Source organism: Thermosulfurimonas dismutans (assembly GCF_001652585.1).
GTDB classification, from domain to species: Bacteria; Desulfobacterota; Thermodesulfobacteria; order Thermodesulfobacteriales; family Thermodesulfobacteriaceae; genus Thermosulfurimonas; species Thermosulfurimonas dismutans.
Window position 1 is genome coordinate 53,812 of sequence record NZ_LWLG01000004.1, and the last position, 23,066, is coordinate 76,877.

General features: G+C 50.4%; 27 protein-coding genes. 19 read left to right on the forward strand and 8 right to left on the reverse strand.

Features of this window, described 5'->3' with window-relative positions:
* Positions 1-420, reverse strand: a complete 420-nt coding sequence (locus TDIS_RS04465) for a YMGG-like glycine zipper-containing protein (protein ID WP_068669750.1) — start codon at positions 418-420, stop codon at positions 1-3.
* A 260-nt stretch (positions 421-680) separates the two neighbouring features.
* Between TDIS_RS04465 and TDIS_RS04470 the strand changes: the two genes are divergently transcribed.
* Genes TDIS_RS04470 through TDIS_RS04480 form a run of 3 tightly spaced genes read left to right on the forward strand, consistent with a single transcriptional unit; the run spans position 681 to position 3,656 of the window.
* Positions 681-1,061 (forward strand): hypothetical protein, encoded by a 381-nt coding sequence (locus TDIS_RS04470; RefSeq protein ID WP_068669752.1) that lies wholly within the window; start codon positions 681-683, stop codon positions 1,059-1,061.
* 7 nt (positions 1,062-1,068) lie between these two features.
* On the forward strand, positions 1,069-2,295 hold the full coding sequence (locus TDIS_RS04475; RefSeq protein ID WP_068669754.1) for a sensor histidine kinase: 1,227 nt from the start codon (positions 1,069-1,071) through the stop codon (positions 2,293-2,295).
* Positions 2,292-3,656 (forward strand): sigma-54-dependent transcriptional regulator, encoded by a 1,365-nt coding sequence (locus TDIS_RS04480; RefSeq protein WP_068669756.1) that lies wholly within the window; start codon positions 2,292-2,294, stop codon positions 3,654-3,656. Before TDIS_RS04475 ends, TDIS_RS04480 begins: the two co-directional genes overlap by 4 nt.
* Here TDIS_RS04480 and TDIS_RS04485 read toward each other — a convergent pair.
* From TDIS_RS04485 to TDIS_RS04495, 3 genes are read right to left on the reverse strand one after another with little or no spacing between them, the layout of a single operon-like run.
* Positions 3,653-4,207 (reverse strand): NUDIX hydrolase, encoded by a 555-nt coding sequence (locus TDIS_RS04485; RefSeq protein ID WP_084270959.1) that lies wholly within the window; start codon positions 4,205-4,207, stop codon positions 3,653-3,655. The genes TDIS_RS04480 and TDIS_RS04485 overlap by 4 nt on opposite strands.
* Positions 4,188-4,958: a nickel pincer cofactor biosynthesis protein LarB gene (gene larB, locus TDIS_RS04490; RefSeq protein ID WP_068669758.1), complete on the reverse strand. Its 771-nt coding sequence runs from the start codon at positions 4,956-4,958 to the stop codon at positions 4,188-4,190. Before larB ends, TDIS_RS04485 begins: the two co-directional genes overlap by 20 nt.
* A complete protein-coding gene (locus TDIS_RS04495) occupies positions 4,955-5,548 on the reverse strand; it encodes a DUF6657 family protein (protein WP_068669760.1) in 594 nt (197 codons plus the stop codon). The genes larB and TDIS_RS04495 overlap by 4 nt, the downstream gene beginning before the upstream one ends.
* Positions 5,549-5,656: 108 nt before the next feature.
* Here TDIS_RS04495 and TDIS_RS04500 point away from each other — a divergent pair, with 108 nt between their 5' ends.
* The 15 genes from TDIS_RS04500 to TDIS_RS10800 all read left to right on the forward strand — a co-directional run bounded on the left by TDIS_RS04500 (position 5,657) and on the right by TDIS_RS10800 (position 19,297).
* Positions 5,657-6,442, forward strand: coding sequence for a 4Fe-4S dicluster domain-containing protein (locus tag TDIS_RS04500; RefSeq protein WP_068669762.1), 786 nt, complete (start codon positions 5,657-5,659; stop codon positions 6,440-6,442).
* Positions 6,443-7,234, forward strand: a complete 792-nt coding sequence (locus tag TDIS_RS04505; protein ID WP_068669765.1) for a CoB--CoM heterodisulfide reductase iron-sulfur subunit B family protein — start codon at positions 6,443-6,445, stop codon at positions 7,232-7,234.
* A 1-nt stretch (position 7,235) separates the two neighbouring features.
* Complete coding sequence (locus TDIS_RS04510; RefSeq protein WP_068669767.1) at positions 7,236-9,116, forward strand: CoB--CoM heterodisulfide reductase iron-sulfur subunit A family protein; 1,881 nt, start codon at positions 7,236-7,238, stop codon at positions 9,114-9,116.
* The gene (locus TDIS_RS04515) at positions 9,113-9,505 is read left to right on the forward strand and encodes a hydrogenase iron-sulfur subunit (RefSeq protein ID WP_068669769.1); all 393 of its coding nucleotides are present in this window, start codon (positions 9,113-9,115) and stop codon (positions 9,503-9,505) included. The genes TDIS_RS04510 and TDIS_RS04515 overlap by 4 nt, the downstream gene beginning before the upstream one ends.
* The gene (locus TDIS_RS04520) at positions 9,486-10,295 is read left to right on the forward strand and encodes an NADH-quinone oxidoreductase subunit B family protein (RefSeq protein WP_068669771.1); all 810 of its coding nucleotides are present in this window, start codon (positions 9,486-9,488) and stop codon (positions 10,293-10,295) included. Before TDIS_RS04515 ends, TDIS_RS04520 begins: the two co-directional genes overlap by 20 nt.
* Positions 10,292-11,653: a Ni/Fe hydrogenase subunit alpha gene (locus tag TDIS_RS04525; RefSeq protein ID WP_068669773.1), complete on the forward strand. Its 1,362-nt coding sequence runs from the start codon at positions 10,292-10,294 to the stop codon at positions 11,651-11,653. The genes TDIS_RS04520 and TDIS_RS04525 overlap by 4 nt, the downstream gene beginning before the upstream one ends.
* Positions 11,654-11,804: 151 nt before the next feature.
* Positions 11,805-12,899, forward strand: a complete 1,095-nt coding sequence (locus TDIS_RS04530) for a hydrogenase small subunit (protein ID WP_068669775.1) — start codon at positions 11,805-11,807, stop codon at positions 12,897-12,899.
* Between the two features lie 11 nt (positions 12,900-12,910).
* Positions 12,911-14,623 (forward strand): nickel-dependent hydrogenase large subunit, encoded by a 1,713-nt coding sequence (locus tag TDIS_RS04535; RefSeq protein WP_068669777.1) that lies wholly within the window; start codon positions 12,911-12,913, stop codon positions 14,621-14,623.
* A 10-nt stretch (positions 14,624-14,633) separates the two neighbouring features.
* Positions 14,634-15,308 carry a Ni/Fe-hydrogenase, b-type cytochrome subunit gene (gene cybH / locus TDIS_RS04540; protein WP_068669779.1) on the forward strand — a complete coding sequence of 225 codons (675 nt, stop codon included), beginning with the start codon at positions 14,634-14,636 and terminating at the stop codon, positions 15,306-15,308.
* Positions 15,308-15,799 carry a hydrogenase maturation protease gene (locus tag TDIS_RS04545; RefSeq protein WP_068669782.1) on the forward strand — a complete coding sequence of 164 codons (492 nt, stop codon included), beginning with the start codon at positions 15,308-15,310 and terminating at the stop codon, positions 15,797-15,799. The genes cybH and TDIS_RS04545 overlap by 1 nt, the downstream gene beginning before the upstream one ends.
* The gene (locus TDIS_RS04550; RefSeq protein ID WP_068669785.1) at positions 15,790-16,014 is read left to right on the forward strand and encodes a HypC/HybG/HupF family hydrogenase formation chaperone; all 225 of its coding nucleotides are present in this window, start codon (positions 15,790-15,792) and stop codon (positions 16,012-16,014) included. Before TDIS_RS04545 ends, TDIS_RS04550 begins: the two co-directional genes overlap by 10 nt.
* Positions 16,007-16,351 (forward strand): hydrogenase maturation nickel metallochaperone HypA/HybF, encoded by a 345-nt coding sequence (locus tag TDIS_RS04555; RefSeq protein ID WP_068669787.1) that lies wholly within the window; start codon positions 16,007-16,009, stop codon positions 16,349-16,351. Before TDIS_RS04550 ends, TDIS_RS04555 begins: the two co-directional genes overlap by 8 nt.
* A gap of 2 nt (positions 16,352-16,353) precedes the next feature.
* Positions 16,354-17,019 carry a hydrogenase nickel incorporation protein HypB gene (gene hypB / locus TDIS_RS04560; RefSeq protein WP_068669789.1) on the forward strand — a complete coding sequence of 222 codons (666 nt, stop codon included), beginning with the start codon at positions 16,354-16,356 and terminating at the stop codon, positions 17,017-17,019.
* A complete protein-coding gene (gene hypF, locus TDIS_RS10795; protein ID WP_161939476.1) occupies positions 17,016-18,278 on the forward strand; it encodes a carbamoyltransferase HypF in 1,263 nt (420 codons plus the stop codon). The genes hypB and hypF overlap by 4 nt, the downstream gene beginning before the upstream one ends.
* Positions 18,275-19,297 (forward strand): Kae1-like domain-containing protein, encoded by a 1,023-nt coding sequence (locus TDIS_RS10800; RefSeq protein ID WP_084270961.1) that lies wholly within the window; start codon positions 18,275-18,277, stop codon positions 19,295-19,297. The genes hypF and TDIS_RS10800 overlap by 4 nt, the downstream gene beginning before the upstream one ends.
* Here the strand turns inward: TDIS_RS10800 and rimO are convergent.
* The 4 genes from rimO to TDIS_RS04585 are packed head-to-tail and all read right to left on the reverse strand — an operon-like array spanning position 19,280 to position 22,637.
* A complete protein-coding gene (gene rimO, locus TDIS_RS04570; protein WP_068669791.1) occupies positions 19,280-20,584 on the reverse strand; it encodes a 30S ribosomal protein S12 methylthiotransferase RimO in 1,305 nt (434 codons plus the stop codon). The two genes, TDIS_RS10800 and rimO, sit on opposite strands and share 18 nt — an antisense overlap.
* A complete protein-coding gene (gene panD / locus TDIS_RS04575) occupies positions 20,581-20,952 on the reverse strand; it encodes an aspartate 1-decarboxylase (protein WP_068669793.1) in 372 nt (123 codons plus the stop codon). Before panD ends, rimO begins: the two co-directional genes overlap by 4 nt.
* A gap of 7 nt (positions 20,953-20,959) precedes the next feature.
* Entirely contained in the window at positions 20,960-21,805 is an 846-nt protein-coding gene (panC, locus tag TDIS_RS04580; RefSeq protein WP_068669795.1) for a pantoate--beta-alanine ligase, read from the reverse strand.
* Positions 21,789-22,637 (reverse strand): L,D-transpeptidase family protein, encoded by an 849-nt coding sequence (locus tag TDIS_RS04585; RefSeq protein WP_161939477.1) that lies wholly within the window; start codon positions 22,635-22,637, stop codon positions 21,789-21,791. The genes panC and TDIS_RS04585 overlap by 17 nt, the downstream gene beginning before the upstream one ends.
* 219 nt (positions 22,638-22,856) lie before the next feature.
* Here TDIS_RS04585 and TDIS_RS04590 point away from each other — a divergent pair, with 219 nt between their 5' ends.
* Positions 22,857-23,057 carry a hypothetical protein gene (locus TDIS_RS04590; protein ID WP_068669799.1) on the forward strand — a complete coding sequence of 67 codons (201 nt, stop codon included), beginning with the start codon at positions 22,857-22,859 and terminating at the stop codon, positions 23,055-23,057.
* The last annotated feature ends 9 nt before the right edge of the window (positions 23,058-23,066 follow it).

Here is a 23,066-nt window from a genome sequence, read left to right on the forward strand (position 1 = left end):
TTAGTAGTAGTTTCCGGTCTTGGTGCCCTCACAGACCTCTTCAATACGGTCGGTCACCAATTGTCCGTTTCTCCAAATACGCTTGTGGACCTTGTGGCAGTAGGTCTTCTGGTTGTATTCCATGGGCGTAGCCTCCACCACTGCGTTTTCACTCTGATAAACTACGGTCTGCTGTTTGGCGACCGCCTCCTGAGTGGCCCGGGTGCTTATGGCCGTAAGTCCACCTCCAAGAACCGCCCCTGCGGTAGCCCCAATCACGGCCCCCCGCCAAGGATTGTGATGATCAAGAAGGGCTCCGGAAAAGGCTCCCACAGCCGCTCCAAGCCCCGCTCCCTGATAAGGGGCACTTTGAGTAGTGGTACATGCTGTAACCAAAAGTCCGACCATCAAAAGACCCCAAAACCACCTCTGAATCCTCATCCTCCTCACCTCCTTCGTTTTGTCCTTTGTTTTGGTTCAAATCAAATGACGTGCCAAAGCCTTCTTTCGCTTTAAAAACAAAGGGTTCAGGCCCGAAGGCCTATCCAGAAAACAAAAGTACAGCTTTGTTTTCTCGACGATTTCGAAGGCTTCAACGACAAAATCGTCGAAGGCCTCCACTGGGAAACCGAGTTTTTGGATAAAGTAGGAGGACTTTTACTCTGGCACGGGTTCTGCTTTAAAATAAGACGGAGGTAGCCATGAAAATGCGTATCTTTCTCCTAATAGGGTTCTTGTTTCTGGGAGCCTCCCAAACCGCTTTCGCCTGGGGAGGATGCTCACGAGGAGAGAAGTGGCGAAATGAGGTGAAAGTTATTGGTCGAATAATAAAAATTCGCCCACCACTGGCGGTATTGGAAACCCCTCAGGGCGAAACTTTATATATCCGTCTGGGGCCTTATCAGTTCTGGAAGGCCATGGGCTATAGCCTGAGAAAAGGCGAAAAAGTTATTATCAGAGGCTATCGGTGTGGAGATATCATTTTCCCGAAAGTCATTCGTCATCGAGGAGGGAAAATAAGACTTCGTAATGAAAAAGGGATTCCCCTCTGGAGGAAATATCGTTCCAGACCAGGGTGGTAGTAAAGGCTTGCGTTCAAAGGTTTTCTTTTTGGCAGGTTTTGTGGTCCTTTTTCTGAGCTTCATGGCCGAAATATGGTTGTTTCACAATACCCTTTCCGACCATCAGCGTTTCGAAGCCCAAAGGGCACTCAACTTAATAGAAGGACGGCTCGCGGGTTACCTTGAATTGCTGGCAGTCCTTTCAGAGGTGCCACCCTACTTAAAGAACCTTGCCTGGTTGACCGATGAACTCCAAGGAGATCCTGGTCTTACCGGAGTCCTGGTAAAAGAAGGGAAGCGCGTACTTTTGAACACCTTCCCCGAAGATATTCGGCTCGACAAGGAAACCTTTTTGGCCTGTCGGAAGGGATACGAATACCAAAGGGCTTTTTTTCTTTGTCGAAATTCCGAGCTTGCCCCTGGAAAGAACTTTTTTCTTTTGGTAGCCTTTGATACCCATTTCAAGGCCCTTCTTTTCAGAGAGGCTTTAGTCTATGGAGGTCTAGTTTTTTTAGGGGGAAGCCTCCTTCTTCTTCTAGCGGCCCTTTACACCCAGAAACTTGAGAAAGAACGGGAAAACCTTAGAGAAAGGCTCATTTCCTCCGAAAGACTGGCTACCATGGGAAGACTTTCAGCCATGATTGCCCACGAGATAAGGAATCCCTTGAACACCCTCTTTATGGGGATCCAATACCTAAAGGAGGCGGAAAACTCCGAAGAGATCCTTCCTCTCCTTGAAGATGAAATCAGACGACTTTCCGAACTTACCGGGGAACTTCTATCGCTTTCCCGAGGATTTGAGGTCAAAATCGAAAAATTTGAACTCTCGGAACTCCTTTCTCAGATTGAAGTCCGCTTCCGCCCCAAGATAGAAGCCAAAGGACTTGCTTTTCGGATTTCGGCCCCGGAAAAACTTGTCCTAACCGCCGATCGGCGGTGGCTTTATAGGGCGCTTGCTAACCTCCTTACCAATGCCATCGAACACGCTCCTGTCGGGGAATCGGTAGAAGTCTCGATCTCGGCTCAAAAAAGGCAAATCGTTTTCCAGGTTTGCAATAGTGGTTCTACCGTGCCGAAAGCCTTAAAAGGAAAGATATTTGAACCTTTTTTCACCACCCGGGAAGGAGGTTTCGGCCTGGGGCTTTACATCGTAAAACAGGTGGCGGAGGCCCACGGCGGACGAGTCGGCTTGAAGACCTTTCCGGAAAAAGTATGCTTTGAGATGGAAATCCCCGGAGAGTCAACAAGTCTATGAAAATGGCCTATCGTGTGCTTCTGGTGGAAGACGAAGAAGCCCAGCGCAAGATCTTGGGAGGCTATTTACAAAAAAGGGGCTACCAGGTGTCTGAAGCCGGAAGCGGCACAGAAGCCTTGAAGATTGTAGAGGAGAAAAAGCCGGAGATCGTTCTCCTCGACTGGCGGCTCCCAGATGATGATGGCCTGAACCTTATCCCCAAACTCAAAGAACGCTCTCCCCTTTCGGCCATCATCATGCTAACGGCCTTTGCCACCGTAGAACGGGCGGTCTCGGCCATGAAACTCGGAGCCTACCACTACCTCACCAAACCGGTAAACCTGGAGGAATTACTCCTCATTATGGAGCGAGCCCTTTCGGAACTAAAATTGAGGAAAGAAATAGAGGACCTCCGCCGGAAACTCGCCGAACTTCTACCTATAGAAATCAGAGATTTTGTAGCCGAAAGTCATAAAATGAAAGAAATCTTGGCCTTGGTCTCCAAAGTGGCTCCCACCGAGGCCACCGTACTCATCACCGGAGAACCTGGAACCGGAAAGGAAGTCCTGGCTCATCTCATTCACCATTTGAGTAGCCGGAAAGAGGGCCCCTTCGTTCAAGTAAACTGTGCCGCCATTCCGGAGGGTTTATTAGAATCCGAGCTCTTTGGGCATGAGAAGGGGGCCTTTACCGGAGCCGACCGTGCTAAACCGGGCCTTTTCGAGGAAGCTCATAGGGGAACCATTTTCCTTGACGAGGTTGGGGAACTGCCACTGCCCTTGCAGGCCAAGCTCCTTCGAGTGCTACAGGACGGGACCTTCCGGCGAATAGGGGATACCAAGGAAATCAAAGTGGATGCCCGGATTATCGCAGCCACCAATCGAGATCTCGAAGAGATGGTCAAAAAGGGCGCTTTCCGGGAAGATCTTTTCTGGCGGTTAAACGTCTTCAGCCTCCGACTCCCACCGTTAAAGGAAAGGCGAGAGGACATTGTACCTTTGGCAAAGTATTTTTTGCAGAAATTTTCTGAAAAATACGGCAAGGCCGTCCAAGGATTTAGCCGTGAGGTCCTAGAGTTCTTGCTTACCTATCACTTTCCCGGAAACGTTAGAGAACTCAAAAACCTCATCGAACGCGCCGTTATCCTAGTCGAAGAGGAAACTATAACCATCAAGGATCTGGCCTTAATGCCAGAAGGTCCTGAAGACTTAACCCAAAAACTTTTAACACTCCCTCTAACGGAAGCGGTTGAGACTTTGGAAAAGATCCGCATAAGGGAGGCCCTAGAAAAAGCAGGAGGAGTAAAGACCAGAGCCGCTGAATTTTTAGGTATTTCCGAAAGGGTTCTAAGGTACAAACTCGAAAAATATAAATTCAATTAATGCTTTCGTGGAACCGGTTGCTTTCCAAATTTTTCCCATAGTAACCTAAAAGTAGGCGTAAAATCCTGCGGCTTTTTAGCCAGCCATTCCTCAAGTTCCGCTGGGTCCACGAAGCGTCCTTCTTCGATCTCTAGGGGATTGGGCTTGGGACTTTTGCGGGTGGTACCCTTAAAAAGGACCACAAACTCGTAACCGGTCTCTGGGGATGCCGGGAGACGTCCCACTTCACTTAAACCACATAAAAGCCCTAGTTCTTCCTTAAGTTCACGACGAGCAGCTACCGGATAGGGCTCTCCGGGAGAAACATGGCCTGAGGCCGAAGAATCCCATTTTCCAGGATTTTCATCCTTTAAGCGAGATCTTTTTTGCAAATATATCTTCCCTTCGGGGTTGAATAGAAAGACATGCACAGCTTTATGAAAGAGTTTTTGTTCGTGAATCTGGCCGCGCGGGAGAAGACCTACTACATTACCATCCTGATCTGTGATTTCTAGCATCTCAAGGAGCATTCCCTCGGGACTATCCTTTTTTTTACGACCTCTTTTTCCCATTTTCACCCTCTAGCATGTGATTTATCATACTTGCAAAATAGGCCGCTCCGACACCGTTGTCAATATTTACCACAGTAACTCCCATAGCACAGGTGTTTAGCATAGCGAGAAGCGGGGCCAGTCCCCCAAAATTGGCTCCATATCCCACGCTGGTGGGTACGGCAATGACCGGTCGATCCACCAGCCCTGCCACTACGCTGGGTAGGGCCCCTTCCATGCCAGCCACTACAATAATGGCTCTAGCCGCTCGCAATTTCTCGAGTTCAGGGAAAAGCCGGTGTATACCGGCCACTCCTACATCATAAATGGCCTCTACCCGGTTGCCGAAGTACTCGGCAGCTATCCTAGCCTCTTCAGCTACCGGGAGATCCGCGGTTCCAGCCGAGACCACTGCCACCTGCCCCACCAGACTTCCCTCGGGTTTTACGCCAAGAAGCCTTGCCCGTTCGTAGTATTCAAGCTGCGGGAACCTGTTCTTTAATCTTACAGCCATTTTTTCCGATATACGGGTAACGAGAAAAGGGCTTTCCTTTTCGAGAAAGGACTCCACAATTTTTTGAAGTTCCTCTTCGTTTTTTCCAGGACCGTATATGATCTCTGGAAAATGTTTCCGGAGTCCGCGATGATGGTCAAGACGAACGGTCGTTAGATCCTCATAAGGTAGATCTCGGAGCCTTTCATAGGCCTCTTCAACAGAAAGCTCTCCCCTTGCAAGAGCCGAAAGAAGATTTTTGAGGGTTTTAGGCGTCATTGATTTAGCGCTTTTGCAAAGATGTTTTTGAGGTATTCAAGCTGCCTTTCATATTGAGGATCGAGCTGGTCCCGCACCTTGCGCCATTCTTCCTGAAATTGAGGCTGCATCTCTACGTCCACCTGGACCTGAACACCCATCTGATTACGTAGAGCCTCTTCCACTCCGGCCAACTGAGATTCAAATTGCTGTTTTAATTGTTCATAAAGGGCCTTCCGGTGCTGGAGATACTGACTGAGGAGCCTCTCTATTTCCTGAGTCAACTGTTTCACATCCGGGAAAGCTGAAAAGACGATCTCTAGCCCCAAAAGGGCTTTTTTGGCCCCTTCCAAGGCATATTCATCCCTCGGAAGGTTGATATTTCTAAGTAAGGTAAATATTATGCCTTTAATAAAAGGCCCCTTCTCAGAAGGGTTCAGGCGAGCAATCTCGGCTGCAAGATCAATCTCCTCTTCGCTGTTCAAGAACTTAGCCGCTAGCCTTTGACCTTTTTCTTTTAGCTCCTCAAGCTTTAATTCCTCTCGGGAAGCCCTTCCGATCTTTTCCGCTTTTTCCAGGGCAATCTCAAGGGCACTTTTTATCTCCCCCATATCTCATTCCTCCCTAGCAAATAAATTTCCAAACTAAATCTAAACGTTCCCGAGCAAAAATCCACTCCCCTCTTTCGAAACCGATGCTTCCCTGTTAAAAACAAAGATATGGAGGAATGGTTATCCATTGATGAAATTCTAAAAAAACTTTCTTTCGAAGGTTATAAATTCACTAAAAGGACCTTCCTCTACTATGTCCAGCTTGGCCTTCTCCCCAAAGGAAAGCGGGTAGGCCAGAAAAAGGGGGGCGTAAAATTTTACTATCCCTTCTGGGCTATAGAGCGTTTAAAAGAAATTCTCCACTTAAAACAACAGGGTTTAAAATTAAAAGAAATCCAAAAAAGGCTCTCTACTCCTTCCGCCAAAAAAAAAGAAAAGAAGGCTCCCCCCCAATTTTATGACTGGGAAAAATTAAAAAGATGCACTGGTTGTGGAATCTGCGGGGGGATATGTCCCGTTTATGAAGAAATGGAGGACCCTCCCTGGCGTTTAATTCAAGTCCTAGCCCACCGAAAAGACGCAAAGCTCACAAGTAATACTCCCTGGATATGCATAGGTTGTTATCTCTGTGAAGAGCGATGCCCGGAGGAAATTCCTATTGTGGAATTTTTGAGGTTTTTGAAAAGAGAGGCCCTATCAAAGGGACATATACAACTATCTCAAGCTCCAGAATGGAGCCAGCTCTTCTGGGAACTCGTCGAAGAAAGGGGCCGCTCTTTTGATTTTGGAGCCGTGCACGCCTACCAGATAAAAATAACCGGCTCGGGCAATGACCGACGTATTATCCTGCGGCTTCCTTGGGAAAAAGGCGAAAAAGAGGTTTCCGCTCCGGAGCCCATTAAAGACCTTCAGGGATTTAAAAAGATGCTGGCTAAAGCCAAGGAGTTTTGTTAGATGCGAGCGTTCTATTACCCCGGATGTTCTTCGGAACATCTGGCCAGAGATCTCCATCTATCTGTAGAAACTCTATTTTCGGTCCTGGGAATTGAGATCGAGAACCTCGAAGACTGGAATTGTTGTGGAGCCCGCGAAATCCACGACTATCAAGATCTTTTGGGATTGTCTCTGGCGGCGAGAAATTTGGCTTTGGCCGAGAAAGGAGACCTTTTAGTTACGGCTTGTAGCCTCTGTTTCTTTAATTTAAAACGGGCTGAAAAAATCCTCAGAGAAGATCAAGATCTCTTGCAAAAGATTAATACAATTCTCGGAGAAGCGGATCTCTCTTATCACCCTGGAAAGGTCCACATTTTGCATTTACTAGAGTTCCTCTCCATTAAGGAAAATTTCTCGCGACTCCTCAAACAAATTAAAGGCGAAGACAAAACTTCTGTGGTTCCCTATTACGGTTGTTTTCTTTCGCGACCGTTCCCTTTTGACCTTTCCACCATGGAAAAAATTCTTCGAATATTAGGTTATGAAGTAAAGCCTTTCACACTCAAAAGTCATTGTTGTGGAGGACACCTTCCCCGAACAAACTCTCCCACAATACAGGAATTATGTGGTCGCATTTTACTGGAAGCCGAGATGCGGGGAGCGGACTTTATCGCTGTGACCTGTCCGGTATGCAAGCTCAACTTAGAAATTTATGGCTTCCGTGAAGGGCTCCCTCGGATAATCTATTTCACCCAGCTCATAGGATTAAGACTAGGGCTTCCTAATTCTCTACTTGGTCTTCCTGGAGAATGAAATGAAAGTGTCGATATTCCTTTGTGAATGTGGCGGCAATATAAGCGATCGTATCAATCTCAAAAAGTTGAGTACTAAGCTACAAGAGGATGTAAACCTGGACGTCCATATTCATCCCTTTTTATGTTCTCCCAAAGGACAGGTTGCACTGGTCCAAAAACTAAAAAAAGGTACCAAAGTCCTTATTGGAGCCTGCTCGCCCCACCTCCACGGAGAAACCTTTAAGACCCTACTGGCGGAAATTGGCATTCATACCTTCCAAATAGTAGCCATACGAGAGGAAGCTGCCTGGACCGACGGGAACACCCCAGAAGAAAAGGCCTTACGCCTCATAAAAGGCGCGCTTAAGGCCTTAAAAGGTATGGTGCCTCCCCAGATTCAAGAATCCTTAATTGTTCCCAATCTAATGGTTATTGGAGGAGGCATTGCAGGCATCGTAGCGGCTATCAAAGCCGCCCAAGAGGGAATTCCCGTGTACCTAATCGAAAAAGAACCCTTTGTCGGGGGCAAAGCCGTCTTTCTTGATCGCTTATACCCCCGTTTTGAATGCGCCTCTTGTGTAATCTCCCCTAAACTCTCGACCTTACTCCACGAGAAACGTGTCCAGATCATTACCCAGGCTCGCATAGTCAAAATCACAGGACTTCCTGGGAAATATGAAGTGGAATTAGAGATTCGTCCTCGATACGTAGATCTTCAGAAGTGCAACGGTTGCGGCAAATGCTTGGAAGCCTGTCCCCTTAACCCTCCAGCCATCGCCTTCCACAATCCACATCCCGTCCCTAGAGTACCGGTCATAAATCCCTTCGCTTGCTTGCGTCTCAAAGGCCAAACTTGCCGAAGGTGTCAAAGGGCTTGTCCTCAAAAAGCTATCAATTTTAAGGCCACCTTTCAGAGAACAAATCTACAGGTAGGGGGTTTTATCGTAGCCACTGGCTTTAGACCTTATCCGGTCGAAAAGATTTCTTTCTACGGATACCAGAGGCTTCCCGGAGTTTGGACTCTATTCGATCTGGAAAAAAAATTCACCTTTGGAGAAGAGCTGTTAGGAATCAACGATAGGCCACCTCAAAGGGTGGCGATAGTCCATTGTGCCGGAAGTCGAGACCGGAGGCACCTTCCTTACTGTTCAGAAATCTGCTGCGGGCTGGCCCTGAAGGCCGCCTTAAGAATAAAAGAAGTCTTGGGGGCAGAAGTTTATAACTTTTATCTCGATCTAAGATTAAAAGGCAAAGAAGGCGAGGAACTTTACGACCGAGTTCGAGAAGCCGGTGTAAAATTCATAAGAGGGCGGGTAGCGGAAATTTCGGATGTACCTTTTAATAGAAAGGACAAAGGGCGTCTTTTGGTCCTAGCTGAAGACACTCTCCTCTCCAAGAAGGTAAAGCTGGCGGTAGATATGGTGGTGTTGGTGCCAGGCTTCATTCCAGAGTTTGGTTCCAGAGAAATCGGGAATCTTCTCGGTTTATGCACAGACAGCCTTGGATTTTTTGAAGCCCGAGAGAGCAAGACCTCTCCTGTAGAAACGGTGCGAAAAGCGGTCTGGCTTGCAGGCGCAACTTCTGGCCCTAAGGATATTTCCGAAAGCGTAATTTCCGCAGAAGCGGCCGCCTTAGAGGCCATAAGTTTTCTTAAAAAAGGGAAACATCTTTTTGAAACCGATCTTGTAACCTGGCAAAAGGAACGCTGCGGACGATGTTATCTTTGTGTAGAGACTTGTCCCTATCAAGCTATAAGGCCCATAGGGGATCAAATAAAGATCCACTCCGAATTTTGTACCGCCTGTGGACTTTGCGTTACCGCTTGCCCCTCAAGGGCCTTGGAATTCAGGCCTTTGGGAATAGAGGCCTTCAAGGGACAGGTTGAGGAGATCTTGGCATGAGCCTCAAAGTTATAGGCTTCCTTTGCGAGTGGTGTGCGGCCAAGGCTTTGGAAAACCTAGCTTTCAAAAGAAAGACGTTACCAGAAGGCTTCTATCCTATAAGAGTCCCCTGTAGTGGCACGGTAGATTTAGAAGTCGTAAGGAAGGCCCTTGAAAAAGGGGCTTCCGGAGTGCTGGTAGGTGGTTGTCCTCAAGGAGAATGTCATTTCAGAGAGGGGAATCTACGAGCCGGTTTGAGGATTATAGCTTATCAAAAACTTCTCTCCGCTCTAGGATTAAATCCTAGAAAACTTAAAGCGGTCTGGGTTTCGGCTAGCGAAGGAGAAAAACTCTATCAAGAAATTTGGCGTTTTTGGGAGGAACTAAAGGGTGAAGGTAGCCCTTTATAATACCCTTTCTTGCACTGGTTGCGATCCTATGTTCTTTCTTGAAAAGCTGACCTTCATTTTCTCAGAGACGGAAATCGTATTTTGGCCTCACGTGAGCGAGACCCGCTTTGAAAATCTCAAGAAACAGCCTGCAGATTCCATAGACATCGGCATCCTTTCTGGAGGTATAAAGACCGTCGAACAAGAAAAGATAGCCCAAATCTTCAGAGAAAAATCGCGCCTTCTAATAGCGATAGGAACATGTGCCCTTTGGGGAGGCCTTCCAGGGTTAAACTGGCTTTATGGCGAAGGCCCTAAACCTGTCACTCAAATAGTGGCTTGTGATCTCTTGGTTCCAGGTTGTCCTCCAGAAATTGAAACCATTCAAATAGCCTTTGATAAAGCCCTCAGAGGAAATTTCAATAAGGGTGAAATAGCCGGAGCCAAAGAGGTTCCGGTGTGCGAGGAGTGCCCTCGGGAAAGACGCCCCTTTCGCCTGCGAACTTTAAAACGATTTCATGAAATCCATCCCCACGATTCCACGTGTTATTTTGAACTTGGAATGGTCTGTGCGGGTATAATTACTAGGGCTGGTTGCAAGGCCGCCTGTCTTAAAGCCGGTTATCCTTGTTTCGGTTGCTATGGCCCCCTAACAGCGCTTGAAGCCCCTGGCGAAAAGTTACTCTCAGCCTTGGTCTCGTCTCTTATACCGGCTAAGGCTGCCTTGGCCCTTGAGCAACTAGTAGATCCGGTAGGAACCTTCTACCGTTTTACCCTCGCTCAAAATCCCTTGGTGAGAAAGAAAGGATGAAGAAGCTAAAAATTCATCCTCTCACTCGCATCGAAGGTGATGCCTCCCTAGAAATAGTTTTCGATGATCAGGGAAATCTTAAACGTCTAAGATGGCTTTCGGAGCTTTTCCGAGGTTTCGAAAAAATCTGTCTGGGAAGACCAGTAGAAGAAATGCCCTTTTTAACCAGTCGCATCTGCGGTATTTGTGCCGAAGCTCACCATTTAGCCTCCCTCAGAGCTGTGGATCAAATTTTCGGGTTAACTCCCCCCCCTTGGGCCCAAAAAGTAAGGGCCATCTTCTTACTCTCTTCTCTCGTAAGAGACCACCTTACCGTCCTTTACCTTTTTTCAGGCCCAGACCTCAAGCCCAGCCCACAAAATAGGGAGGCCTTGGCCTGGCTAAAAGAAAATGGACTGTTACACGATTTTCTCCAAAGCCGCTCTCGAATCAGACGAATACTTGAAATCGTAGGGGGCCGGGGACTTCAGGCAGTAGGAGGATTCCCTGGCAGCTGGAGCAAATCAATAACTGCTGAAGAAAAAGAAGAATTAATACAGCTTACACAAAAAGAAAGAGCCTTTGCGGCTAAAACGTTCGATTTTTTTGGTGAAATTCTTTTAAAGAAAGAATATCAAAACCCCCTAAAAATTCCTTTTTTGGCCCTTTTACCGGACAATCTGCCAGGCTTTTTAGGTCGAAGGATTGGCATCCTGACCTCAGAAGAGAAACCCTATAAGGATTTCCGCGCAGAAAAATTTCAAGAATATATAGTTGAAGAAGATTCTACAGAATGCCCAAACCTTCGAACCACTCAATTAAAATCCTTAGGCCCCTATCTCGTAGGACCTTTGGCACGCTTTCATCTTTGGCCAGAACCTTCTACCCCCCTGGCCCAAAAGGCCTACCGAGAAATCAAGAACTGTTTAAAACACCAACAACTTAGGGACTACGAAATAGCCCATCTCTTTAGGGCCTACGAAATTTTATTGGCTTGCGAACAAATAGAAAGCCTATCTCAAGAGATTGAAATTCAGCGAAAAGATGAAAAAGAGCCGAAATTTGAGCTTCAAAGAGAAGGCATAGGAGTAGTCGAAGCCCCTAGGGGTCTTCTGATCCACCATTACCAGGTAGACAAAAAAGGGCTTATCACAAAGGTTAATATCATCACTCCCACAGCCCAAAACTCTCCGATCATTTTCATGACTATAAGGGCCTACCTAAAATCTTCTCCAAAAAACAATCCTCAAAAATTAACTAAAGATATCGAAAAAATCATAAGAGCCTTTGATCCGTGCGTTCCATGCATGCTACATATCATCCCCTCCAATAAGGACGCGGCCAAATTATCAATCGCCATTCAAAATAAGAGTTTTTAATTTATAAACGACATAAATTGCCAATTTATTAAAATAAAAATATTGTATTTTAGCTTATCAGTCGATATTTTCCAGAACAAACATTGACTTAACCTTGCCTTTCTGGTAAGAAGGTAGTGTTAAAAACATTTTAGATATTTTGGAGGGGGTCATGTCCAGAATCCCGTTTTTAAGGATGGAAGGTCTTTCCCGAAGAGATTTCTTGAAGATTTGTACCATCGCCACGGCCACCATGGGACTCCCAGTGGAAATGGTAGACAAAGTGGCCGCGGCTGTAAAATCGCCGGAACGGCCACCAGTCATCTGGCTGCACTTTATGGAATGTACAGGCTGCACGGAAAGTCTCCTGCGGTCCTCACATCCCCCACTGGCCCGCCTTATTCTAGAACTGATCTCCTTAGAATATCATGAGACCCTCATGTCCGGGGCCGGCAAGCAGGCTGAGGAGGCCCTGAAGAAGGCCCTAGAAAAATACAAGGGCAAATTCATCTGTGTAGTAGAAGGTGGCATTTCCACCAAGGACGGGGGCATTTACTGCAAGATAGGTGGACGTACGGCCCTAGAAATTGTAAAAGAGGTGGCTTCCGAAGCCGCGGCGGTCATCGCCATCGGAACCTGTGCGGCCTTCGGAGGGGTACAAGCGGCCCACCCCAACCCCACCGGGGCGGTAGGGGTAGGTCAAGTCCTTGATCGGCCTGTCATCAACATACCCGGCTGTCCCCCGAATCCCTATAACTTCCTTTCCACGGTACTATATATCTTAACCTTCAAACACCCCCCAGAACTTGACGAGCTTTCAAGACCCAAGTTCGCCTACGGCCGGAGAATTCACGATCATTGCGAAAGGCGCCCCCACTTTGATGAGGGGCGATTTGTGGAGGCCTTTGGCGATCCCGCTCACCAGAAAGGTTACTGCCTTTACAAGGTGGGGTGCAAAGGGCCGGTGACCTACTCCAACTGCTCGGTAGTTCGGTTTTGTGATGTAGGGGCCTGGCCGGTAGGCGTGGGGCATCCCTGCATAGGGTGCACGGAACCCAACTTTTGGGATCGGATGACCCCCTTCTACGAACATCTCCCCAAGATTTACATCCCTGCAGGCGGCGGTATCCGAGCCGAGGCCGAAAAAGTTGGGAAAGTGGCGGTTGGTGGAGCCGCGGCCGTGGTAGCAGCCCATGCTGCCGCCGGGGTCATCAAAAAAGCGGTCAAAAGCTTTGGCCGCAAAGGAAATCAGGAGTCTGAAGAATAAGGAGGCTTATTATGGCCAGAAAAAGAGTAACCATAGACCCTATTACCCGCATTGAAGGCCATTTAAGGATCGATGTGGAGGTCGAGGGAGGGAAAGTAAAAGAAGCCTGGGCTTCGGCTCAGATGTGGCGAGGTATAGAGGTCATTCTTAAGGGGCGCGACCCTAGGGATGCCTGGGCCTTCACACAGAGGTTCTGCGGCGTCTGCACCACGGTACACGCGATAGCTTCTGTTCGGGCGGTGGAAAGCGCCCTTCAAATGGAAATCCCTTTAAACGCTCAGTATGTACGGAATATCATTCTATGCGCCCACGCCTTGCACGACCACATCGTACATTTCTATCATCTCTCAGCCCTCGACTGGGTGGATGTGGTCTCGGCCTTGAAGGCCGACCCTAAAAAGACTGCAGCTTTGGCCCAGAGTCTTTCGGATTGGCCAGGGAATAGCGTAACCTTTTTCATGGACGTCAAGAAAAAACTGGAAAAGTTTGTCTCAAGTGGCCAGCTTGGCCCCTTTAGCACCGGTTATTGGGGGCATCCGGCCATGCAACTTCCACCGGAAGTCAATCTTCTAGCCGTAGGACATTATCTCGCGGCCTTGGATTACCAATACAAAGCCAATCAAGTGGTAGCCCTTTTCGGCGGGAAGACCCCTCACATTCAGACCTTAGTGGTAGGTGGAGTGGCCCTGGCCATCAATCCTGAAAACGAAGCCACTTTAAACATGGAAAGGCTGGCTTGGGCCAAAGAACTCCTCCTTCAAGTCCGAGATTTTGTACACCAAGTTTATTTCGTAGACGCCGTGGCCCTGGCGGCCCTTTATTCGGATTGGTTCAAAATCGGAGCCGGGGTCACCAATTATCTGGCGGTGCCTGATCTCCCCCTAGATACCAAAGGAACGGAGTTCGATTTACCAGGGGGAACGATTTTTAACGGAGATCTTTCTACAGTTAAACCCATTACCAGTTTCAACGATGCCTATTTCCGGGACAATGTAACCGAATGCGTGATGCACTCCTGGTACGATGGGGATTGGACTCGGCACCCCTGGCAGGAGGATACCGTCCCCAAATACACCGAATTTCAGGATGAAGGCAAATATTCTTGGGCCAAGGCCCCTCGTTTCAAAGGAGAGCCCATGCAGGTAGGGCCACTAGCGCAGGTACTTGTAGGTTATGCCCTTGGTCACGAACTTATTAAAAAATGGACAGACGAAGCCCTCAAGAGGATCTCGTCCATCTCGGGGAAACGCATCACCATAGAAGATCTGCATTCCACCATGGGCCGGCAGATAGCTCGAGCCATCCGAACCGCAGTACTAGCAGAACTGGCCCTGAAACATTTGGATCTCCTAATTGAAAATATTGGACGCGGAGATCTTGAAATCTATCCTTACCGCAAGCCGCCGACCTTCCCCAAGGGCGAGATCATGGGCTTCGGTTTTCACGAGGCCCCGCGGGGAACTCTTTCCCATTGGGTGGTCATCGAAAACGGCAAGATCAAAAACTACCAGGCGGTGGTGCCCTCCACCTGGAATGTCAGCCCCCGGTGTCAGCTTGGAAAACGCGGACCTTACGAGGAGAGTCTGATCGGCAATCCTGTGGCCCAGCCCGAAAAGCCCCTGGAGGTGCTCCGAACCATTCACTCCTTCGATCCCTGCATCGCCTGTGCTGTACATGTACTCGATCCCAAAAGAAAGGAAATAGCGAGGGTTAAGGCCCTCTGAGGAGGTAGCCATGGCTAAGAAAAAAGAGATCCTTTACCGTCGGGTGTTTGTATGGAGTTGGGCCCTCAGGATATTTCACTGGACCTTTGCCCTTTCCTGCGCGGTCCTGATCCTAACGGGGATCTACATTCACTATCCCCCCATCACCACCAAGTGGGCGGAGTTCAAACCCCAGTATCTCATGGGAACCCTGCGATACTATCACTTCACGGCCGCATACTTCTTCATGGCGGCCTTGGCCGTAAGACTTTACCTGTTATTTTTCGGGAACCGCTACGAGCGCTTCACGGATTTTCTGCCCATCAACCGCCGAAACCTTAGATCATTCTGGCGTTCCCTCAAGTTTTACCTCTACCTCACGGACGAGCATGAGTGGCGCATGGGGCACACCGTGCTCGCGGGCACCATCTATTTTCTCTTGTTCCTGGCGGCGGTGGTCATGAGTATCACCGGGCTCTACCTCCTCTATCCGGATATCTCCTGGATAAGCAAAATGGGGGTGGCCCTTTTCGGTTCGGCCCAGATGGCCCGTTTTATCCACTATATCCTCCACTGGTGTTTCATCTTCTTTGTGATCGTGCATCTCTACATAGCCATCTGGAACGACTTTAAGGCTCCGGAGGCCATCATCTCCGGTGCCTTCTCCGGCTCCAAGTTCATGCCCGCGGATGTGAAGGAGGATTAATGGCCAAGGCCTTGATAATGGGGGTGGGAAACCTTCTTCTCTCGGACGAGGGTTTTGGAGTCCACGTGATAAGAGAATTCGAGAGAAAGTACCGTGTTCCGCCGGAGGTGGAAGTAGTGGATGGCGGTTGCGTAGGATTTTCGCTTGCAGATTACCTGCGGGAAAAGGATCTGGTGTTACTTGTGGATGTAATTGCGGATGAGGCTCCTCCGGGAAGTTATCGGGTCCTTTCGGCTCAGGAACTGGAAAGTTTTCCCACCGTGGGCCTCAATTCCTGTCACCAAACAAGCCTGATCGAAGCCCTCAAATTTGCGGAGTTTGCGGGACTTAGGCCTGAAAGGTTCAAGATTTTTGCCGCAGTTCCAAAAAAGCTCTCCCCGGGTCTTGAACTTTCGCCGGCGTTGCAGAAGACCATACCGGTAGCCCTTAAATGGCTTGAAGAAGAACTGGTTTCAGCTGGATTTAGGGTGGAGAAAGGTCCATGTGCGTAGGCGTGCCCATGAGACTTAAAGAGATAAATTACCCGGTGGGGACAGCTGAGGCCGAGGGGGTGGAGATGCCCGTTTATCTCCATCTGATCCCGGAAGAGGAACTTTCCCCTGGGGACTGGGTAATCGTACACGTGGGCTTTGCCATTCAGAAATTACGGGCTGAGGAGGCCCGGGAAACCTGGAAACTTCTAAGAAGTGCCCTTGGAAATGCATGAAGCCAGTTTAGTCTCTGCCCTGGTAGAGAGCCTGCTGGATCTGAAGGCTCGAGAAGGAGCCAAAAAGATCGTAAAATTCCAGGTAGCCATGGGAGAACTTTCCGGAGTAGATCAGGAAGCCTTTAACATGGCTTACGAGGCCTTAAAGGGCGTTGTTGAAGAGTTAAGAGATACCCGGATGGAGATTATTAAAATCCCGGCCAGGCTACGTTGCGAGGAATGTCAACGGGAGTTTTCCGGAGATTATTTTTCAGCCTGTCCGGAGTGTGGAAGTTATATAAAAACCATCCTCTCAGGGGAAGAACTTGAACTCCGGGAGGTAGAACTAGAGGTCTAAAAATGTGTGAGAGCTGTGGCTGTGGGGAAAGGAGTCTTAAACTCTCTGTAGAGAAAGCCATCCTTTCGGAAAACGAAAGATTGGCCCAGCGTAACCGGAAATGGTTTAAGAGCCTTGGCCTAAGGGTTATCAATCTGGTGGGCTCCCCGGGCTCTGGGAAAACCTCTTTAATTGAAGCCACGGCTCAGAGACTTTCGGGGAGGAGACTGGCTGTCATTGAGGGTGATCCCGAGACTCGCCGAGATGCTGAAAGACTCCAAGCCTTAGGAATCCCGGTAGCCGCAGTGACCACCGGCGGAGTTTGTCATCTGGATGCCCGCATGGTGCACCGGGCTTTTCATGAACTGGAACCAACGCACCCCGAGATTCTTTTTATTGAAAATGTGGGGAACCTCCTCTGCCCAGCAGATTTTGACCTGGGTGAGGACTTGCTGGCGGTGGTGCTTTCGGTAACCGAGGGTGAAGACAAACCCGAAAAATATCCCCAAGCCTTCCGCCGGGCCAAAGCCCTGGTCATCACTAAGATAGACCTTCTGCCCTATGTAGACTTTGACCTGGAGAGGGTCGCAAACACTGTACTCAAGATCAACCCCGAACTTCGAATATTCCCCCTTTCGGTCAAAACCGGGGAGGGGCTTTCAGCCTGGCTTGAATTTTTAGGGCCTTGAAAACCGGTGTCCTCATTCTCGTTTCGGGAAGGGTTCAGGGTGTAGGGTTCAGGCCCTATCTAGCCCGTCTGGCTAAAAGGCTTGCCCTTTCCGGCGAAGCCCGGAATGTTCCGGAAGGGGTAGAGATCAAAATCTTCGGAAGGGAAGAAAATCTCAGGAGCTTTCTCCATCGGCTGAGGACCGAAGCTCCGGAGGTCTCTCACATCAAAAGCCTTGCGGTAAGGCCGCTTACAGAAGCTCCTCCGGAGACCTTCAAAATAACTCAAAGCCGGGCTGGACATCCCCAAACCTATGTACCTTCGGATCTAGCTACCTGTAAGGCCTGTCTTGAAGAAGTCTTTACCCCTTCGGATCGCCGCTACCTTTACCCCTTCACTAACTGCACGGACTGTGGCCCGAGATACACGGTGATCAAGGATCTGCCCTACGACCGCAAACGGACCAGTATGCAAGTCTTCCCCATGTGTCCAGAGTGCGAGAGGGAATACCTGGATCCGGGAAGCCGGCGCTTTCACGCCGAGCCGAACGCCTGTCCGGTGTGCGGCCCAAAACTCTGGATCACGGAGGCCTCCGGGGAGGTCTTGGCGGTCGAAGAAGCCTGGGATTTCGTGGTCCGTACCCTCAGGGAGGGGGCCATCTGGGCGATCAAGGGTCTCGGGGGCTTTCATCTGATCTGCGATGCCGAAAATGAGACCGCGGTACAAAAGCTACGGGAACGCAAAAAAAGGCCCACCAAACCCTTGGCCGTGATGGTGAGAGACCTGGAACGGGCCAGACTGGTGGCCGAAGTTTCGGCGGTGGAGGCCGAGGCTCTGCTTTCCCGGGCAGCGCCCATCGTTCTTTGTCGGAAAAGGTTCCCTTTCCCCCTTGCCGAAGCTGTGGCCCCTGGTATCGCTTTGGTGGGTCTCATGCTACCCTACACCCCCCTCCATCATATCCTGTTCCGGGCCTGGCCGGGGCTCGCCCTGGTCATGACCAGCGGCAACCTCTCCGAGGAACCCCTCTGCTATCGGAACGAGGAGGCCCTGGAAAGACTCAAGGCCCTTGCGGATTACTTTCTTCTCCACGACCGCGAGATCGTAGCCCCGGTGGATGACTCCGTGGTGAGGTTTGCCGGAGGGATCCGCATCCTTGTCCGTCGGGCCCGGGGGTTTGCCCCGGAACCGCTTCCTCTTCCTCGCGAAGGCCCTCCGGTTCTGGCCGTGGGGCCCTCCTCAAAAATACCTTCACCCTTACCCGAAAAGCAGAAGCCCTTTTGAGTCCCCACCTCGGGGATCTGGAGGACGCCGAAACCCTGGCCCTGTGGGAGCGAACCTTTGAACACTATGTAAAGCTTTTTGGAGTAAGACCGAGAATAGTAGTAAGTGACCTCCATCCGGACTATCTCTCCACCAGACTGGCAGAGGAGATCGCCGAAAAGGAAGGGCTCCTACATCTGAGATTACAGCATCACGCGGCTCACGCTTACGCCGCTTTGGGGGTCCGGGCCGGACAAAAGGCCCTGGCCGTGGTTCTCGACGGAGCCGGTCTCGGTCTGGATGGAACCATCTGGGGCGGGGAAATCCTTCTCCTTGAGGGTGAACACTTTCGCCGGGTGGGGAGTTTGGAGCCCTTTCTGCTTCCAGGGGGCGAGGCCGCCGAGCGTGAGCCTTGGCGGGTGGCCCTGGCCTTTCTGAGGGATCTTTACGGCGGGGACGCCCTCTATCACCTTACGGGTTCGCTTGAATCCCTTCCGGAAGAAAAACTCAAAACGGTCTGGTTTCAGATCGAGAGGAAACTCCACACCCCTCTTACGAGCAGTGCCGGAAGGCTATTTGAGATCGTGGCCGTGCTTCTTGGGCTAGGGTGGCGCAATCACTACGAAGGTGAATTGGCCCTGAGGCTTGAGAGTCTGGCCTCCCGGACCTCGGAGGAAAAGGTAAAACCTTATGCCGCGGGTTTTTCCCCGGAGTCGGGGCTCATCTCCGGGAGGGACCTAATTCTTTCAGTACTCAAGGATCTCAAAAGAGGTATCCCCCGGGAGCTGATAGCCTTGAGGTTCCATCTTGGGCTTTCCGGGGCCTTGGTGCGTGCCTGCAGGGAACTCGCCCGGAGATTCGAGGTGAGAGAGGTCTGTCTTTCCGGAGGCTGTTTCCAGAACGCCGTTTTCCTTGAGGCCACCCTCGAAGGCCTCATGCGGGAAGGCCTAAAACCCGTCTTCTCCGAAGAGGTCCCTCCCAATGACGGCGGTGTTTCCTACGGCCAGGCGGTCTGGGCCTCGCTAGCCAATCACCTCTAGGGCCTCGGCCCAGAGGTCGTAGGTGAAGCTCCGGATAAAGCGCACTCGCACCAGATCCCCCGGAGAGACCGGTAGGCCTTTTTTAATGATGGTAAGGCCGTCCACCTCCGGGGCCTGGAATTCGGCGTGGCCCACCGGCCGTCCCCGGAGGTCATAGCCGGTGATGAGCACCGTCCCCTGGGTGCCCACCCGGCGCCTTAGATTTTCACGGGAGATCTCCCTCTGAAGGACCATAACCCGGTGCCGCCGTTTTACGGCCTCGCGGTAGGGCACCCGAGGACTAAATTTGGCGGCCGGAGTACCTTCCTCCGGATAAAAGACAAAGGCCCCCAGGTGGTCGAACCTGGCCTCCGCAAGGAACCGAAGCAAGGTATCAAACTCCTCTTCTCCCTCCCCAGGGAAACCCACGATGACAGAGGTCCTGAGACCCACCTCCGGTCTCACCCGGCGGATGCGGCTAATCAGGTCCAGTATTTCCTCGGCCCGGTAAGATCTCCGCATCCTCTTGAGGATTTCCAAATGGGCGTGCTGGACGGGGAGATCCAGATACGGGGCCAACCGGGGCTCGGTCTCAAACAGTTCCAGGAGTTCAGGGGTTAAGCCTTCGGGATAGAGGTAGAGGAGCCTCAAACGTGCTATTCCGGGAACGTCGGTGAGCAGACGCTCTATCAAGTCCGCAAGACTTCTCCTCCCGGCCTCTAAACCATAGGCCGAGACATCCTGCCCCACCAGGATGATCTCTTTTACGCCCTGCGAGACGAGTTTCCGAGCCTCTTCAAGGATATCCCTCTTCGCACGGCTCCGCAGGGGCCCCCTTATCCGTGGAATGGTGCAGAAGGAACAGGCGTGCCGGCAGCCCTCGGTGATCTTGAGGTAGGCGTAAAAGGGGCTCTCGGTCAGGACCCGTGCGGTGGTCTCCGGCCCTTCGGGTTTGAGGTAGAGTTTTTTATTTCCGTCCATTAAAGATTCGGGAGTCCGGAAGGCCTCGATGCCCATGAAGACATCCACCTCCGGGAAGGCGGAGACCACCTCCTCCCGGAAGCGGGCCACGAGGCAACCCACCACCGCAAGCCTCTGCTCCGGTCTCTTGGTTTCGGCAAGCTCGAGCACGGTGTCGATAGATTCTCGCACCGCAGGCCGGATAAAGGCGCAGGTGTTCACCAAAAGGAGATCGGCCTCCTCGGGGGAGAGCACCGGTTCGGCCCCGAGGGCGGAAAGGCGGGCAAGCAGTTTTTCCGTATCCGTACGGTTTTTGGGACAGCCCAGGCTTACGGCGTAGACCTTCAACTGGGGGAAACCTCCTTAACCTCCCGGACCCGGTTCCCCTCATCTACATAGACCAGGCGCACCTTTAAGTCCCCGAATTCCCCCTCAGCCACCCAGGCATAGGCCACGATGATGACCTCGTCGCCGATCTCCCCCAGTCGGGCGGCCGCACCGTTAAGGACCACCTCCCCCGAGCCGGCCCGGCCTTCAATGACATAGGTCTCAAACCGGGCCCCATTTGAGAGGTTGTAGACCCAGACGGCCTCAAAAGGGGAAAGCCCGGCCGCCCGGATAAGCTCGGGATCAAGAGAAAGACTGCCTTCATAAAAAAGCTCTCTTCCGGTAACACGTGCCCGGTGGATCTTGCTCTTCAAAAATTTCCGGTACATATCACTCCTACGGATAGAGTATAGTATTGTCAATCAAGCGGGCCTTGCCCACGAAAACCGCCAGAGCAAGAAGGGTGGGGCCATCCACCATCCCCTTTTCCTCCAAGGTCTCTGGATCTCGGAATTCCACGTAGTCTATGCGGGTAAAGGGATGGGAGGATATGAATTCCTCTAGCTCGGCCTTGAGCTCGGGAACCTTCTGTTTACCTTCGGCTACTCTACGGCGGGCGAGCTCCAGGGCCTGGTAAAGGCAAAGGGCCGACTTTCGCTCCTCCGGCGAGAGATAGACATTCCGGGAACTCATGGCCAAGCCATCAGGCTCCCTCACGATGGGGTGCGGCACGATCTCCACTTCCAGATTCAGATCCCGGACCATCCGTTTTATAACTTGAAGTTGCTGATAATCCTTCTCGCCAAAGACCGCCAGATGCGGTTTCACGATATTGAAGAGTTTTAGGACCACCGTGGCCACCCCTCGGAAATGTCCCGGCCGACTCGCTCCGCAAAGAGGCTTTGAGAGGTCGGTCACCTCTACATAGGTTTGATAACCAACGGGATACATCTCCTCCGCACTCGGCGCAAAGAGGAGATCCACTCCCTCGGCCTCGGCCAACTTGAAGTCCCTTTCAAGATCACGAGGATACCGTTCGTAGTCCTCTCCCGGACCAAACTGGGTAGGATTCACAAAGATACTCACCACTACCACATCCGAAAGTTCCCGGGCCTTCCGCATAAGGGCCAAATGCCCCTCATGGAAATACCCCATAGTAGGCACAAAACCAATGCGTTTTCCGGCCTGACGGAGGGCCTCAGACCTTGCCTGCATGTCTTTGACTTTAGTAATGAGCTCCATCTTTTAGGGCCATCCGGAAATCTTCCTTTTGAATTAAGTTTAATACCTCCTTAGGAACCTCATCAAGGACAAGCCTCTGGAGAAACGGATATCCTCCGGGGAAGCCCCCAAGACGAGAATAAAACCGGTCAAGGGGTTCCAGGGCCCCGTTGCCATTTAGATCCCGGACATAAAAAAGAGGTCTTCCAGAAAAGGACTCTATCCCCACAACCTCAATAGCTCTAGCACCATTTCTTTTGGCCGAAAGAAGAATCTTAAGGTCTAGTTGATATTCACTCAGGAACAAATTCAACCGAGCCTGCCAGCCATCCTCTTTCAAAAAGTCTGGCACTACTAACTCGCTCATGATCTCAAAAAACGACCGGTTACGATTGTAAATTAAGACGGGAGTTCCAGGTTCCACGAAACGGTAAACACTCTCCATGTCTCGATCGGCAAGGGCTATACATCCGTGAGTCCAGTTCCTTACCAATCTGGACTTGCCTTTGCGATAAAGGCCTCCCCCGTGAATACCTATCCCATTGCCAAGAGGACCATCCAAACTTCGACCAGCCTTATAAGCCTCCAAATATTGTTGATATTCCTCTTCCGTCAATCTTCCTTCCCAAAAGGCCTTTCGAATATCTTTAAGATTGGGATAATCCAGCCCTACAAAGAGGTAATATTTACGGGAAGGTCTCTTATACCTCACCTTATAAAGTCCTTCAGGGGTGGCCAAATCTCCCTTTTTGCTTTTGGAAATCAGCGGGTTAAGTCCAAAGGAACAGGGGAAAGAAGCTATCTCCTTTCCCTGCTGATAGAGAGTCAATGTCTTAGAGGCCTTCTCGATCACAATCCATTTATCATCCTTCCTGGTTTGGAATGGAAAAGAAAATCCCCCTAAAAACAAAAAAATTATTCCCGCAAGTGAAAAAAGCCTAAAAAAGCCTTTAAAAATTTTTAGCATATACCAAACCGATTTTTTATCTCAAAACCAGATTTGAAAATTTCGGGATAGAGCCTTATTATAATAATATCTTAAATTAAACCAAATCTTAAAGGAGGTATGGCTATGAGGAAGAAATTGGTAGCGCTTGCCATGGCGGTGGTTTTTGCGGCTCCTATGGGTGCCCTGGCCAAATCCTGCAAGGGAACCATTAAAGAATTTGACGGCAAGACCATGGTAGTTAAAATCAAGGGTAAGTGCAAGGCTGAAGCTGGCCAGGACGTAAAAATCAAAGTTCAGAAAAAGGCCGCTGTTGAAGGTTGCTAAAACCATAGA